Source organism: Agromyces sp. NPDC058110 (genome assembly GCF_042884735.1).
Taxonomy (GTDB): Bacteria; Actinomycetota; Actinomycetes; order Actinomycetales; family Microbacteriaceae; genus Agromyces.
In genome coordinates this window covers 601,639-616,234 of the sequence record NZ_JBHVTI010000001.1, presented here as the reverse complement: position 1 = coordinate 616,234, position 14,596 = coordinate 601,639, and the positions used below count along the sequence as shown (strand labels likewise).

The following is a 14,596-nucleotide window of genomic DNA, read 5'->3' as shown; positions in this document are numbered from 1 at the left end:
GATAAATTCCGCGGTCGCGCGGAGCCTGTCGGGCACGGTGGCGCTTAGGTTACCCTTGCTGGAACAGCCCCATGTTCGACGGTGATGATGGAGTGTTGCGCGTGCTTCGCGCCGCATCCGTGAAGGAGAGGACATCGTGTCTGCAGTGAACAGTTTCGGGGCGAAGGACACGCTCCGCGTCGGCGACGAGACCTACGAGGTCTTCCGCATCGATACGGTGCCCGGCTACGAGAAGCTCCCGTTCAGCCTGAAGGTCCTCCTCGAGAACCTCCTGCGCACCGAGGACGGCGCGAACGTCACCAAGGCGCAGATCGAGGCCCTGGGGTCGTGGAAGCCAGACGCCGAGCCCGACACCGAGATCCAGTTCACCCCCGCGCGCGTGGTGATGCAGGACTTCACGGGCGTGCCGTGCATCGTCGACCTCGCGACCATGCGCGAGGCCGTAACCGCGCTCGGCGGCGACCCCGACAAGATCAACCCGCTCTCGCCGGCCGAGATGGTCATCGACCACTCGGTCATCGCCGACCTCTTCGGCACCGAGAACGCGCTCGAGCGCAACGTCGAGATCGAGTACGAGCGCAACGGCGAGCGCTACCAGTTCCTCCGCTGGGGCCAGACGGCATTCCAGGACTTCAAGGTCGTGCCGCCCGGAACGGGCATCGTCCACCAGGTGAACATCGAGCACCTGGCCAAGGTCATCTACGACCGCAACGTCGACGGCGTGCTGCGCGCCTACCCCGACACCTGCGTCGGCACCGACTCGCACACCACCATGGTGAACGGCCTCGGCGTGCTCGGCTGGGGCGTCGGCGGCATCGAGGCCGAGGCCGCGATGCTCGGCCAGCCCGTGTCGATGCTCATCCCGCGCGTCGTGGGCTTCAAGCTCACGGGCGAGATCCCCGCCGGCGTCACCGCCACCGACGTCGTGCTCACCATCACCGACATGCTGCGCAAGCACGGCGTCGTGGGCAAGTTCGTCGAGTTCTACGGCGCCGGCGTCGGCTCGGTGCCCCTGGCCAACCGCGCCACGATCGGCAACATGAGCCCCGAGTTCGGCTCGACCGCCGCGATGTTCCCCATCGACGACGTCACGATCGACTACCTGCGCCTCACGGGCCGCGACGAGCAGACGCTCGCCCTGGTCGAGGCCTACGCCAAGCAGCAGTCGCTGTGGCACGACGCCGACAACGAGCCGAACTTCAGCGAGTACATGGAGCTCGACCTCTCGACGGTCGTGCCCTCGATCGCCGGCCCGAAGCGCCCGCAGGACCGCATCCTGCTCTCCGACGCCAAGTCGCAGTTCGAGACCGACATCCTGAACTACGCGACGCCGCTGACGTCGGCCGACATCGTCGACCTCGAGTCCAAGCACTCGTTCCCGGCATCTGACCCGGGCGCGGCGCCCGGCGACGAGCACGAGGAGACGCGCGTCGTGCACATCTCGAGCGGCGGGCCGGCGGCGGCGTCCAAGCCTGTCAAGGTCACGACCCCCGACGGCACGTCGTACATCCTCGACAACGGTGCCGTGACCCTCGCGGCCATCACCTCGTGCACGAACACCTCGAACCCGTCCGTCATGCTGGCGGCCGGCCTGCTCGCGCGCAATGCGCTGAACAAGGGCCTGAAGCAGAAGCCGTGGGTCAAGACCACCCTCGGCCCGGGCTCGAAGGTCGTCACCGATTACTACGAGAAGTCCGGACTCGACAAGGCGCTCGAGGGCCTCGGCTTCTACACGGTCGGCTACGGCTGCACGATCTGCATCGGCAACTCCGGACCGCTCATCGAGGAGGTCTCGGCCGCGGTCAACGACCACGACCTCGCCGTCACGGCGGTGCTCTCGGGCAACCGCAACTTCGAGGGTCGGATCAGCCCCGACGTCAAGATGAACTACCTCGCGTCGCCGCCGCTGGTCGTCGCCTACGCACTCGCCGGCTCGATGCACTTCGACTTCGAGACCGATGCCCTCGGCACCGACCACGACGGCAACGACGTGTTCCTGCGCGACATCTGGCCCTCGACCGACGAGGTGCAGGCGACGATCGACTCCTCGATCTCCCGCGAGCAGTTCATCAAGCAGTACGCGACGGTGTTCGAAGGCGATGACCGCTGGAAGAACCTCCCGACGCCCGACGACTCGATCTTCCAGTGGGACGAGCAGTCGACCTACGTGCGCAAGGCGCCGTACTTCGACGGCATGAAGATGGAGCTGACGCCCGTCACCGACATCACGGGCGCCCGCGTCATGGCCACGCTCGGCGACTCGGTCACGACCGACCACATCAGCCCCGCAGGCAACATCAAGGCCGGCACCCCCGCGGCGAAGTACCTGACGGAGCACGGCGTCGCCCAGCGCGACTTCAACTCCTTCGGTTCGCGTCGCGGCAACCACGAGGTCATGATCCGCGGCACGTTCGCGAACATCCGCCTGAAGAACGAGCTCGTCGCGGCCGTCAACGACGGCCAGATCGTCGAGGGCGGCTTCACGCGCGACTTCACGGTCGAGGGCGGCCCGCAGTCGTTCATCTACGACGCCAGCCAGAACTACCAGGCCGCCGGCACCCCGCTCGTCATCTTCGGCGGCAAGGAGTACGGCTCCGGCTCGTCGCGCGACTGGGCGGCCAAGGGCACGAGCCTGCTGGGCGTCAAGGCGGTCATCACCGAGAGCTTCGAGCGCATCCACCGCTCCAACCTCATCGGCATGGGCGTCGTCCCGCTGCAGTTCCCGGCGGGCGAGAGCTGGAAGTCGCTCGGCCTCGACGGCACCGAGATCGTCTCGATCGCCGGTCTCGAGGCGCTGAACGAGGGCACCACGCCCAAGACCGTTCGCGTCACGGCGGCACCGAGCGAGTTCTCCGCCGAGGGCAAGCAGACCGTGGAGTTCGACGCGGTAGTTCGCATCGACACGCCCGGTGAGGCCGACTACTACCGCAACGGCGGCATCCTGCAGTACGTGCTCCGTTCGCTCGTCTGAGCGCAGCGACACCAGACGCCCGCTCCTCCGCCCGGACCAGTGTCCGGCCCAGGGGAGCGGGCGTCCGCCGTCTCCCTGCGGCGCCGGGGCGGCGCCGATCCGGTCCCGTGGCGTCGGGGTTCGGCGGGAGCCGACCGCGTAGAATGGCGTGATGCCCCGGGCCTCCCGGTGCAGAATCGAAAGGTGGTCTCGATGTCCCTTCTGGAGTCGATCAGGGGTCCCCGAGACCTCGACGCTCTCTCGAAGGAGCAGCTCGAACAGCTGGCCGCCGAGATCCGCGAGTACCTGGTCGCGAACGTCGCGAAGACGGGCGGGCACCTCGGTCCGAACCTGGGCGTCGTCGAGCTCACCATCGCGATGCACCGCGTGTTCGACTCCCCGCGAGACGCGATCGTCTTCGACACGGGGCATCAGTCCTACGTGCACAAGCTGCTGACCGGGCGCCAGGACTTCTCGACGCTCCGGCAGCAGGGCGGCCTCGCCGGCTACCCGCAGCGATCCGAGTCCGAGCACGACATCGTCGAGAGCTCCCATGCGTCGAGCTCCCTGTCGTGGGCCGACGGCATCTCCAGGGCCTTCTCCATGACCGGTCAGAACGACCGCTACGTGGTCGCCGTCGTCGGTGACGGCGCGCTCACCGGCGGCATGACGTGGGAGGCGCTGAACAACATCAGCGACGACAACAACCGTCGGCTGATCATCGTCGTGAACGACAACGGGCGCTCCTACGCGCCGACGATCGGCGGCATGGCCCGCTTCCTGAACGGCGTGCGCACGCGCCGCAGCTACCGCAACCTCTACCTCACATCCCGTCGCGCCTTCGATCGCATGGGCGGCGCGGGTCGCGCGATCTACCGCGGCGTGCGAGGCGGCACGCACGGGTTCCTCGCCCGCTTCTCGAACAACGAGGCCCTCTACTCGAACCTCGACATCAAGTACATCGGACCGGTCCACGGTCACGACGTCGGAGCGATGATCGAAGCCTTCGAACAGGCGAAGAACTACGACGCGCCGGTCATCGTGCACGCGATCACCGAGAAGGGCCGGGGCTACGAACCCGCCCTGAAAGACGTCGCCGACCAGTTCCACGCCGTCGGCCAGATCGACCCCGAGACCGGTGAATCCCTCGAGACCAGCGGCGCTGCGAGCTGGACGAGCGTCTTCGGCGACAAGCTGGTAGAGCTCGCCGCCGAGAACGACCGCATCGTCGGCATCACCGCCGCCATGCTCCGCCCCACCGGCCTGCACAAGATGGCCGAGCGCTTCCCCGACCGCGTCATCGACGTCGGCATCGCCGAGCAGCACGCGGCGACATCCGCGGCCGGTCTGGCGTACGGGGGCATGCACCCGGTCGTCGCGATCTACGCGACGTTCGTCAACCGCGCGTTCGACCAGGTGCTGATGGATGTCGCGCTGCACAAGGCCGGTGTCACGTTCGTGCTCGACCGGGCCGGCGTGACCGGCCCCGACGGGCCCAGCCACCACGGCGTCTGGGACCTCGCGATCCTCCAGGTCGTGCCCGGCATCCGCCTGGCGGCGCCGCGCGACTCCGCCCGGCTCGAGGAGGAACTTGCGGAGGCGGTCGCGGTCGACGACGGGCCGACCGTGGTGCGGTTCCCGAAGGGCAGTGTCGGCGCGTTCACCGACGCGGTGCGTCGCACCGACGACGGCGTCGACGTGCTGCGGGAGGCGCCGACCAAGGACGTGCTCATCGTGACGGTCGGCCCGATGGCCGGCACCGGGCTCGAAGTCGCCGAGCGGCTCGCCGCCCAGGGCATCGGCGCGACCGTCGTCGACCCCCGCTGGGTGGTGCCGGTTCCCGCCAGCGTGGTCGCGATGTCGGCCGAGCACCGTCTCGTGGTGTGCATCGAAGACGGCATCCGCGTCGGCGGCATCGGCACGCGCATCCGGCAGGACCTGCGCGAGGCGGGCGTCGACACGGCGGTCACCGAGATCGGCCTGCCCGACGAGTTCCTCGATCACGCCTCGCGCGCGCAGATCCTCGAACGCACGCGCCTGACGCCGCAGCACATCGCCCAAGACGTCATGGGCATGGTGCTCGGCTCGAAGCTCCCGCACGCGCGCGGCGTCTCGAGCGACACGGGCTCGACCGCAATCGTCGCCGGCGACCGCTGACGGCAGACCCCGAGCGGCAGGACCCGGACGGCCGACCTGGGCGGCCGCCCGGGCGGCAGGCTGCCGGAAGGCGTCGGTCGGCGCGCGGCTCGCCTGCCGCCCGCTGATCCGCCCGACCGTCGGCCGAATGCGCAAGGGCCGGATCCGCACTGCGGATCCGGCCCTGTACCGCTTCGCGGCCGACTAGGCGTCGACGCCGCGGATCGGCGGGGTGTGGAAGGTACCGCCGAAGACGCGCTCCGACGCACCGACTCGATCGAGGTACGGCGTCACGCCGCCCATCTGGAACGGGAAGCCCGCCCCGAGGATCATGCAGAGGTCGATGTCCTCGGCTGCGGCCACCACGGCGTCGTCGAGCATGAGCTTGACCTCGCGGGCGAGCCCGTCTTCGAGGGCGACGAGGATCTCCTCGGCCGTGCGCGGGTTCTTGCCTCCGGCGACGAGCTTCAGCGCACCCTTGTCGAAGCCCTTGACCCGGCCCTTGTCGTCCTTCTCGAGCAGCGTGCCGTAGTCGGCGAGCTTGTGGAGGTTCTCCGAGCGGTAGAAGCGGTCGGGGAACGCGTCGTGGTGCGTGTCGAGCACGTGCGCGCCGACCTTGAGCCCCACGAGGTCGAGCAGCGCCGACGGAGCCATCGGCAGGCCGAGCGGTGCGATCGCCTGGTCGACGGTCTCGAACGAGGTGCCCTCATCGACGGCCTTCATGGCCTCGCCGAGGAGCACCGCGAGCAGCCGGTTGACCACGAACCCCGGGGTGTCGGCCGTGATGACGGCGTTCTTCTTGAGGTTCTTCGCGGCGACCATGGCCGTCGAGAGCGTGGCCTCGTCGGTGTGCGACGTCTTCACGACCTCGATGAGCGGCATGAGCGCGACGGGCGTGAAGAAGTGGAAGCCGACCAGACGTTCGGGGTGGGCCAGCTTCGCGCCGATCTGCTCGACCGAGAGCGACGAGGTGTTCGTCGCGAGCACTGCTTCGGGCGAGATGAACTGCTCGACCTCGGCGAAGACGTTCTGCTTGATCTCGAGCTCCTCGAACACGGCCTCGATGACCCAGTCGCAGTCGGCGAAGTCGGCCTTGTCGGTGGTGCCCGTGACGAGCGCCTTGAGCCGGTTCGCCTCGTCGGGGGAGATGCGACCCTTGCCGAGCAGCGTGTCGATCTCACCGGCGATGTACGCGACGCCCTTGTCGACGCGCGCCTGGTCGATGTCGGTGATCACGACGGGAACCTGCAGGCGACGCACGAAGAGCAGCGCCAGCTGGCTCGCCATGTAGCCGGCGCCCAGCACGCCCACCTTGGTGACCTTCTTGGCGAGCGCCTTGTCGGGCGCGCCTGCCGGCCGCTTCGCGCGCTTCTGCACGAGGTTGAACGAGTAGATCGACGCCTGCAGCTGGTCGCCCGCGATGAGGTCGGCGAGCACCTCGTCTTCGCGCTGGAAGCCGTCGGCGCGCGTGCCGCTCTTGGCCGCCTTCATGAGGTCGAGGGCGGCGTACGGAGCCTGCGGCACCGTGCCGATGCGCTTGGCGAGCGTGTCGCGCGCGATCTTGATCGCGATGTCCCACTTGGCGAGCTTCTCGAGCTTGCCCGGCTCGTTGGGGCGCTTGACCTTGATCGTGCCGTTGATCACGCCGTCGGCCCACTTGAGGGAGTCCTCGAGATAGTTGACCGACGGGAAGATCGCGTCGGCGATGCCGAGCTCGAAGGCGTCCTTCGCCTTGAGCGTGCGGTTCTGCTTCAGCGGGTTCTCGATGATCACCTTGAGGGCGTTCTCGATGCCGATCAGGTTCGGCAGGATCGTCGCGCCGCCCCAGCCGGGGATGAGGCCGAGGAAGACCTCCGGCAGTGCGAGCGCGGGCGCGGAGGCGTCGACCGTGCGGTAGTCGGCGTGCAGGCCGATCTCGAGCCCGCCGCCGAGCGCGAGGCCGTTGGTGAACGCGAACGACGGCACGCCGACCTCGCCGAGCTTGGCGAGCGCGTAGTGGCCGAGCTGCACGAACTTCTTCGCGGTCTCCTTGTCGGGGATCTCGGCGACCTTCGAGAGGTCGGCGCCCGCTGCGAGGATGAACGGCTTGCCGGTCACGGCGACGGCGTCGATCTCGCCGGCGGCCGCGCGCGCCTTGAGCGCGTCGAGCGTCGCCGCATACTCGAGCAGCGTCGCGGCACCGAGCGTGTTCGGCCGCGTGTGGTCGCGGCCGTTGTCGAGCGTCACGAGCGCGAGGGTCTTGCCCGAGGCGAGTCGGATGTCGCGCACGTACGAGCGCGTGACGACCTCGTCGTCGCCGGCGAGGGCGACGAGCGAGTCGAAGTCGATGGTCGAGTAGTCGGTCATGCGCGCTTCTTCGCCTTCTTGTCGAAGTTCGGGTTCTCCCAGATCATCGTGCCGCCCTGGCCGAGGCCGACGCACATGCTCGTGATGCCGTAGCGGAGTTCGGGGCGCTCGGCGAACTGGCTCGCGAGCTGGTTCATGAGACGGACTCCGGATGACGCGAGCGGGTGCCCGACGGCGATGGCGCCGCCCCACGGGTTGACCCGGGGGTCGGCGTCGTCGATGCCGTAGTGGTCCATGAAGGAGAGCACCTGCACGGCGAACGCCTCGTTCATCTCGAAGAGGTCGATGTCGTCGATCGTGAGGCCGGCCTTGCGCAGCGCCTTCTCGGTCGCGGGGATCGGGCCGATGCCCATGATCTCGGGGTCGACCCCGGCGAAGGCGTAGCTGACGAGCTTCATCTTCGGTGCCAGGCCGAGCTCCTTCGCGGCGTCGCCCGACGCGAGCAGGGCGGCGGTCGCACCGTCGTTCAGGCCCGACGCGTTGCCCGCGGTGACGCGGCCGTGCGGGCGGAACGGCGTCTTCAGGCCGGCGAGACCCTCGAGGGTCGTCTCGGGACGCATCACCTCGTCGTGCGTGGCGAGGCCCCAGCCCTGCTCGGTGCGGATCGCGACCGGCACGAGGTCCTGCTGGATCTTGCCCGCGGCGTAGGCCGCGGCGGTCTTCTGCTGGCTGGCGAGGGCGAAGCGGTCGCTGCGCTCCTTCGTGAGCTGCGGGAAGCGGTCGTGGATGCGCTCCGCGGTGGCGCCCATCACGAGGGCGTCCTCGCCGACGAGGCGTTCGCTGAGGAACCGGGGGTTGGGGTCGACGCCCGACCCCATCGGGTGGTGGCCCATGTGCTCGACGCCGCCGGCGATCGCCAGGTCGTACATGCCGAACCCGATGGAGCCGGAGACCATCGCGGCGGCGGTCATCGCGCCGGCGCACATGCGGTCGATCGAGAATCCGGGCACCGTCTTCGGCAGGCCCGCGAGGATGGCCGCGGTGCGGCCGAGGGTGAGGCCCTGATCGCCCGTCTGCGTCGTCGCGGCGATGGCCACGTCGTCGATGCGATCCTTCGGGACGTTCGGGTTGCGCTCGAGCAGCCCGACGATCGCCTTCACGACGAGGTCATCGGCCCGAGTGTTCCAATACATGCCCTTTTCACCGGCCTTGCCGAACGGAGTCCGGACTCCGTCGACGAAGACGACATCAGCTTGATGTGCCACGCTGCAGCTCACTTTCGATCTGGATTACGTCGATCCTACGAAGCGGCTGCAGGAGGCCTGCATCGCTTGACGGTTCCTACGAAGCGGGCTTCTCGGCGTCGTGAACGCCTTGTGACGCCTCGACAAATGCGAGGGCGATCTTCTGTGCTGTTGCTTCAACCTGCCACGGGCGCGCGCCGAGCTCGGCGAGCGCGTCTCCGATGGCTTCCGCGTCGACCGACGTCGGCGGCTGCCAGGCGACGCGACGCAGGTGGTCGGGGGTGAGGAGGTTCTCGACCGGCATCTGCATCGACTCCGCGACGTCGGCCACGGCGGCCTTCGCCACCCGAAGCCGGGCATCGGCTTCTGGGTTGCGCATCGCCCAGGCGCGCGGAGGTGGGGGAGCGTCGGACGGCACCCGTGTGGCGGGCAGGTCGTCGGTCGCGAGGCCGCGCTCGACCGCGGCCCACCAGCGGTCCAGCTCGGTGCGGCTGGCGCGCCCGTTGAACGAACGGAGGTCTGCGAGCGCCTTGCGCGTGCGCGGCAGGTCCTTGGTCACCGCGAGGATCGAGGCGTCGGGGATCAGGCGGCCGGGTGCGACATCCGTCTCGGCGGCGAACGCGTCGCGCGCGAGCCAGAGCTCGCGCGCCACCGCGAGGTTGCGCGGCGAACGCACGCCGTGGATGCCCGACAGGCGGCGCCAGGGCTCCGCGCTGGCCGGCTTGGGCTCGCGCGTGCGCACGGCCTCGAACTCCTCGGCGGCGAGCTCGGTCTTGCCCGCATCGGCGAGCCGCTGCACGAGTCCGTCGCGGACGTCGACGAGCAGGTCGACGTCGAGGGCCGCGTAGGTGAGCCACGACTGCGGCAGCGGGCGGGTCGACCAGTCGGCCGCCGAGTGCTCCTTCGCGAGGTGCACGCCGAGCAGGTCCTCGACGACGGCGGCGAGGCCGACCCGGGGCATGCCGAGCAGGCGGGCTGCGAGCTCGGTGTCGAAGATCACCGAGGGGTCGAGGCCCACCTCGCGCAGGCACGCCAGGTCTTGGCTGGCCGCGTGCAGCACCCACTCGGCATCGACGATGGCCGCCTGGAGCGACGCGAAGTCGGGGATCCGCGGCGGGTCGAAGAGGAAGGTGCCGGAGCCGCGTCGGTGCATCTGGATGAGGTACGCGCGCTGGGAGTACTTGAACCCGCTCGCCCGTTCGGCGTCGACGGCGACGGGGCCCTCGCCGTCGAGGAGACGACGGACCGCCTCGTCGAACTCGGCGGGTGTCTCGATCACCCGCAATTCATCCACGATTCGTCCTCCGTCTTGGCAGGGGCGTCACCCCCTCGGATCGGGGAGGCAGGCCTGCCAACATGCACAACAGTTCGCTCCAGCCTTCCACATGCGGGCCGATCTGCGCGTCGAGCGGGGTCCACGAGGCGCGCAGTTCGATCTGGGCGCCGTCGCCCTGGCGTGCGAGTTCGCCGAATCCGGTGGAGAGGATCTTCGTGGCGGTGCCGGATGCCGCGATGTACGCCGCCCCGCGGGCGTCGAGTGCGTCGACGAGCCACGACCACGCGACATCCGCGAGGAACGGGTCGAGGCCGATGTCGGTCTCGAGGGGGGCCTGCGCGAAGCAGACGATGCGGAATCGACCGCCCCACGCCTCCGGCTCGGCGGGGTCGTAGAGCAGTACGAGGCGGCCGGTGCCGAGATCGGAATCGTCGCCGTGACCGGTCGCGGCGGGGGAGACGTCGGCCGAGAGGGCGATGGCGAACGGGGCGAGCGAACCCGGGGCAGGGATCTCCTGCACGCGCAGTTCGGCGCGGGGCGAGGCCGCACGCAGGGACGCGATCGCGGCCTCGAACTCTGGGGGGAGATGCGTCGAGGAGTCGGGCACGAGTGCAGACTAGAGTCTCCGATGGGGTGCGCCGCGGCGGCACGCCGCCCCCGGCGACACCTGTACTGCTACGGCGGCTGCGGGAGGGTGACGATGGGTCGAGGATCGAGTGCGACGAGGGTGGTCGGGGCGCTGATCGGGTTCGCGGCGATCACCGGTGCGGTGGTCGCCGCCCTCACGGCGGCGCTCGCGGTCGTGTTCGCGAGACGTGTCGTGACGCCCGAACCGCCCAAGCGCGGCGACGAGCGCATCCTCGGCGTCGACCTGGCGCGGGCGACCATCAGCCTGGCCTCGACCGACGAGACGCGCATGGACGGCACGTACGGGTTCTGGTTCGACACGGATGCCGGGCATGCGCGCCTCGGCGAGGTGCTCGCCGATGACGGCCGCGTCGTGCGGCGGCGCATCCTGTCGGTCGACTTCGGCCGACTCGATCGTGCGACCCACGGTCGCATGAGCGGATGGGTGCACCTCGGACCGTGGGAGCTCGACCGGCCCTACCGCGACGTCGTGGTGCCGACGGCGCTCGGCCCGGCGCCGGCCTGGTTGGTGCCGGCGGTCGACGCCGACGATGCCGAGTCCGCCGACTGGGTGATCCAGGTGCACGGGCGCGGAACGAAGCGCCACGAGGGCCTGCGCGCCGTCCGGCCGATCACGGATGTGGGCTGGACCGCGCTGCTCATCAGCTACCGCAACGACGGCGAGGCGCCCGAGAGCGTCGATCGGCGCTACGGCCTCGGGGGCACCGAGTGGGCGGATGTCGAGGCCGCCGTGCGGTTCGCGACCGACCGGGGCGCCCGGCGGATCGTGCTCATGGGGTGGTCGATGGGCGGCGCGATCGCGCTGCAGGCGGTGCTCCGCTCGACCGAGGTGCGAGCGCGGCTCGTCGGCGTGATCCTCGATTCGCCGGCCATCGACTGGGTGGACATCCTCCGGTTCCAGGGCCGTGCGCTCGGGCTGCCGACGGGGCTGGGCGACGCGGTCGCGCACGTGCTCGGCGAGCCGTGGAGCGGTGGGCTCACCGGACTCGCCGCGCCGGTCGCCGTCGAGGAGCTCGACCCGGTCGCCCGGGCGGGCGAGTTCGAGGTGCCGATGCTCCTCATGCACAGCGTCGACGACGGGTTCGTGCCGATCGACGGCTCACGACGGCTCGCGGCAGCTCGGCCCGACCTGATCCGGTTCGAGGAGTTCACGGGCGCCAGGCACACGAAGCTCTGGAACCATGATCCCGAGCGCTGGACCGCGCTTATCACGGGGTGGCTCGCGGAGGTGTCCGCGTCGAGCGGCGCGGCCGGGGCTCCGGCCGAGCCCGCTGAGGGCGGATCCGAGGGTGCGGAGCCTGTGCACGACGCCCGGGCGGACGACCCGTCGCCTACTCGCTGAGACGTGCCCGGACCTGGCGCTTGATGCGCCCCAGCATGCCGGTCATGCCGCGCACGCGCAGCGGCGACACGGCCTCGCCGAGGCCGAGCGACTGGGGGTAGTCGTCGGGGATCGCGAGCACCTCCTCGGCCGTGAGGCCGTCGATGCCCTGCACGAGGATGGAGGCGAACCCGCGGGTCGTCGGTGATTCCGCCGGAGCCGTGGCGAACAGATGCGCGCGGCCCTCGACGACCTCGGTGAAGATGAACACCGGCGACTGGCACTCGAGCACCCGCTCGAGCAGGTCGGGGTGCTCTGCATACCGCTCCGGCAGCTCTGGCAGCTCGTTCGAGAACTCGAGCAGCAGTTGCAGGCGGTCTTTCACGCCGAGCGCGAGGAAGTCCTCGCGGGTCTCGGCGAGGCGTGGGGGCAGGGCCGTGGCATCCATCCCGGTCATTCTCCCATTCGCAGCCGCACGCGCACCCGACCCCGTCGACGCGGGCCGGGATGCCGCGACGCCGGTCGATCTGCACGCCGGCCGCGACGCGGCATCCGCTCGCTCAGCGCGTGGGCGCCTCGCCGCGCTCGGCGCCGGTGGCGATCGGCACGCGGACGGCGCTGCCCCACTCGGTCCACGAACCGTCGTAGTTGCGCACGTGCTCGAAGCCGAGCAGGTGGGTCAGCACGAACCAGGTGTGGCTCGAGCGCTCGCCGATGCGGCAGTACGCGATGACCTCGGCGCCGTCCTGCAGGCCGACCTCGTCTCGGTAGATCGCGTCGAGCTCGGCACGGTCTTTGAAGGTGCCGTCGCCGGCGGCCGCCCTCGCCCAGGGCACGGATGCCGCGGTCGGGATGTGCCCGGCGCGGAGGGCGCCCTCCTCGGGATAGGCCGGGGCGCTGGTGCGTTCGCCGGTGTACTCCTCGGGGGAGCGCACGTCGATGAGCGCCTTCCGGCCGACCGACGACTGCCCGAGGTGGGCGAGCACGTCGTCCTTGAACGCGCGCACCTCGACGTCGGAACGCTCGACCACGGGATACTCGACCGGCACGACGCTCGAGGGGGCGGTCGTGAGTTCGCGGCCCTCGGCGATCCAGAGGTCGCGACCGCCGTCGAGCAGGCGCACGTCTTCATGGCCGAAGAGCGTGAAGACCCAGAGCGCGTACGCCGCCCACCAGTTGTTCTTGTCGCCGTAGATGACCACGGTGGAGTCGCGCGCGATGCCCTTCGACCCGAGGAGGGCGGCGAACTGCTCGCCGTCGAGGTAGTCGCGCACGACGGGATCGTTGAGCTCGGTGTGCCAGTCGACCTTCACGGCGCCCGGGATGTGGCCGGTCTCGTAGAGCAGCACATCTTCATCGGACTCGACGACGACGAGTCCGGGCTCGCCGAGGTGCTCGGCGAGCCACTGCGTGGAGACGAGGCGTTCGGGGTGGGCGTACTCGGCGAACTTCGGGGATGCATCGAGCTCGGCGGACATGTGTACCTCCTGTGGTCGTCCGGTCGGACGGGGGCGCGGGGCGGGCGGTCTAGGCTGTTGACCTGATCCACGTCGAATCTACGCGGCGTGCATGTCGAAGACAGCGCCCCGGTCATCCGGTGCAACACGGGAGCCATTCACGCATGACCACGGCAGCGAGCCACGACCTCATCCGCCTCGTCGACCGGAATCCGTCGATCTCGGGCGCCGAGATCGCCTCGGAGCTCGTGCCGCCCCCGCAGTTCGCGCACGCGTCGTTCGACTCGTACCGGCCCGACCACGACTTCGCGTCGCAGCAGGCGGCCCTCGATCGGCTCAACCAGTTCGCGGGAGCCTGGCGTGCGGCCCAGCGACCTGGCGGCTTCTTCTCGCGCAAGCGCCCTGCGCGCATCGAGCTCCCGGGCGTCTACCTCGACGGCGGCTTCGGCGTCGGCAAGACGCACCTGCTCGCCTCGCTCTGGCACGTCGCGCACGGACCGAAGTACTTCGGCACCTTCATCGAGTACACGGCGCTCGTCGGGGCGCTCGGCTACGCGCAGGCGGTCGACCTGCTGCGCGGGGCGAAGCTCATCTGCATCGACGAGTTCGAGCTCGACGACCCGGGCGACACCATGCTCATGACCCGCTTCCTCGGCGAGCTCATGGCGAGCGGCACGCGGGTGGCGGCCACCAGCAACACTCCGCCGAACGCGCTCGGCGAGGGCCGGTTCGCGGCCGCCGACTTCCTCCGCGAGATCCAGGCGCTCTCGTCGAACTTCGAGACCCTCCGCATCGACGGGCTCGACTACCGTCGGCGCGACACCGAGGGCCGCTCGACCACGCTCGACTCCGAGGCGGATGTCGCCGCCAAGGCGGCCGCGCTCGCGGCGAGGGGGCACGGCGTCTCGCTCGACACGTTCGACGGGCTGATCTCGCACCTCGCGACCGTGCACCCCTCGAAGTACGTGAAGCTGCTCGACGGCGTGGAGTTCATCGCGCTGAGCGGCGTGCACGAGCTCTCCGACCAGAACGCGGCGCTGCGGCTCGTGGCGTTCATCGACCGCGTCTACGACGCGGAGGTCCCGATCATCGCGAGCGGGCTCGCCCTCGACCAGGTCTTCGACGCCGACATGATGGCCGGCGGGTATCGCAAGAAGTACCTGCGCGCCATGAGCCGCATGATCGCCCTGACCACGGGCGAGCTCCCCCCGCACGACTGATCCCGGGCGCCGCGGTCCCGGCGGTTTCCGTGCGGTCTCACATCGTTCGGCGAGCGCC

Annotated in this window: 10 protein-coding genes; 4 read left to right on the top strand and 6 right to left on the bottom strand. The window is 70.0% G+C overall.

Going from position 1 to position 14,596, the window contains the following annotated elements; translation table 11 throughout:
• Positions 1-136 precede the first annotated feature (136 nt).
• The gene (locus ACFVS8_RS02980) at positions 137-2,971 is read left to right on the top strand and encodes an aconitate hydratase (protein ID WP_387057410.1); all 2,835 of its coding nucleotides are present in this window, start codon (positions 137-139) and stop codon (positions 2,969-2,971) included.
• A gap of 192 nt (positions 2,972-3,163) precedes the next feature.
• Positions 3,164-5,107 carry a 1-deoxy-D-xylulose-5-phosphate synthase gene (dxs, locus tag ACFVS8_RS02975; protein WP_387057408.1) on the top strand — a complete coding sequence of 648 codons (1,944 nt, stop codon included), beginning with the start codon at positions 3,164-3,166 and terminating at the stop codon, positions 5,105-5,107.
• Between the two features lie 183 nt (positions 5,108-5,290).
• On the opposite strand, the gene ACFVS8_RS02970 is transcribed toward dxs, so the two are convergent.
• The 4 genes from ACFVS8_RS02970 to ACFVS8_RS02955 all read right to left on the bottom strand — a co-directional run bounded on the left by ACFVS8_RS02970 (position 5,291) and on the right by ACFVS8_RS02955 (position 10,499).
• Positions 5,291-7,432 carry a 3-hydroxyacyl-CoA dehydrogenase NAD-binding domain-containing protein gene (locus tag ACFVS8_RS02970; RefSeq protein ID WP_387057406.1) on the bottom strand — a complete coding sequence of 714 codons (2,142 nt, stop codon included), beginning with the start codon at positions 7,430-7,432 and terminating at the stop codon, positions 5,291-5,293.
• The gene (locus tag ACFVS8_RS02965) at positions 7,429-8,637 is read right to left on the bottom strand and encodes a thiolase family protein (RefSeq protein ID WP_387057404.1); all 1,209 of its coding nucleotides are present in this window, start codon (positions 8,635-8,637) and stop codon (positions 7,429-7,431) included. The genes ACFVS8_RS02970 and ACFVS8_RS02965 overlap by 4 nt, the downstream gene beginning before the upstream one ends.
• Before the next feature lie 76 nt (positions 8,638-8,713).
• Positions 8,714-9,895 (bottom strand): HRDC domain-containing protein, encoded by a 1,182-nt coding sequence (locus ACFVS8_RS02960; protein WP_387057402.1) that lies wholly within the window; start codon positions 9,893-9,895, stop codon positions 8,714-8,716.
• Between the two features lie 7 nt (positions 9,896-9,902).
• Positions 9,903-10,499, bottom strand: a complete 597-nt coding sequence (locus ACFVS8_RS02955; RefSeq protein ID WP_387057400.1) for a DUF3000 domain-containing protein — start codon at positions 10,497-10,499, stop codon at positions 9,903-9,905.
• Positions 10,500-10,592: 93 nt separating this feature from the next.
• Between ACFVS8_RS02955 and ACFVS8_RS02950 the strand changes: the two genes are divergently transcribed.
• A complete protein-coding gene (locus tag ACFVS8_RS02950) occupies positions 10,593-11,882 on the top strand; it encodes an alpha/beta hydrolase family protein (protein ID WP_387057398.1) in 1,290 nt (429 codons plus the stop codon).
• Here ACFVS8_RS02950 and ACFVS8_RS02945 read toward each other — a convergent pair.
• Together ACFVS8_RS02945 and ACFVS8_RS02940 are read right to left on the bottom strand one after the other, a co-directional pair.
• Entirely contained in the window at positions 11,872-12,309 is a 438-nt protein-coding gene (locus ACFVS8_RS02945; protein WP_387057396.1) for a SufE family protein, read from the bottom strand. The genes ACFVS8_RS02950 and ACFVS8_RS02945 overlap by 11 nt on opposite strands.
• 112 nt (positions 12,310-12,421) lie before the next feature.
• On the bottom strand, positions 12,422-13,339 hold the full coding sequence (locus ACFVS8_RS02940) for a sulfurtransferase (RefSeq protein WP_387057394.1): 918 nt from the start codon (positions 13,337-13,339) through the stop codon (positions 12,422-12,424).
• Positions 13,340-13,482: 143 nt separating this feature from the next.
• Between ACFVS8_RS02940 and zapE the strand changes: the two genes are divergently transcribed.
• A complete protein-coding gene (gene zapE, locus ACFVS8_RS02935) occupies positions 13,483-14,538 on the top strand; it encodes a cell division protein ZapE (protein WP_387057392.1) in 1,056 nt (351 codons plus the stop codon).
• Positions 14,539-14,596: the final 58 nt, after the last annotated feature.